This window comes from Bradyrhizobium sp. Kon69 (genome assembly GCF_055807515.1).
In genome coordinates this window covers 1-254 of sequence record NZ_JBVVOS010000458.1, presented here as the reverse complement: position 1 = coordinate 254, position 254 = coordinate 1, and the positions used below count along the sequence as shown (strand labels likewise).

The 254-nt window shown below is 61.8% G+C and carries 1 protein-coding gene and 1 pseudogene; one reads left to right on the top strand and one right to left on the bottom strand.

Annotation, left to right across the window (positions count from 1 at the left end):
- Positions 1–8 precede the first annotated feature (8 nt).
- On the top strand, positions 9–155 hold the full coding sequence (locus tag AC0L3U_RS39790; RefSeq protein WP_473365178.1) for an EAL domain-containing protein: 147 nt from the start codon (positions 9–11) through the stop codon (positions 153–155).
- Here the strand turns inward: AC0L3U_RS39790 and AC0L3U_RS39785 are convergent.
- Positions 141–242: pseudogene (locus tag AC0L3U_RS39785) on the bottom strand (hypothetical protein); the annotation flags it as partial. The gene AC0L3U_RS39790 and the pseudogene AC0L3U_RS39785 sit on opposite strands and share 15 nt — an antisense overlap.
- Positions 243–254: the final 12 nt, after the last annotated feature.

Below are 254 nucleotides of genomic sequence, written 5' to 3'. Positions count from 1 at the left end.
CACGCAGCATCATCGAACTGTGCGGGCATTTTGGTGTGCTGGTGATCGCGGAGGGCGTGCAAACCTTTGAACAGGCGCAGTGGCTCAAGGCCAATGGTTGCGCGTTTATCCAGGGCGCCTGGGCGGCGGCACCGCTGATAAATCCAGGAGCTTAACTGGTTGATCAACCGTGCCTCTTCCAGCAACGGCAGAAACAAACCCGGCGGCACGTCGCCAACGCTCGGATGCTGCCAGCGCAGCAGCGCCTCGACGCC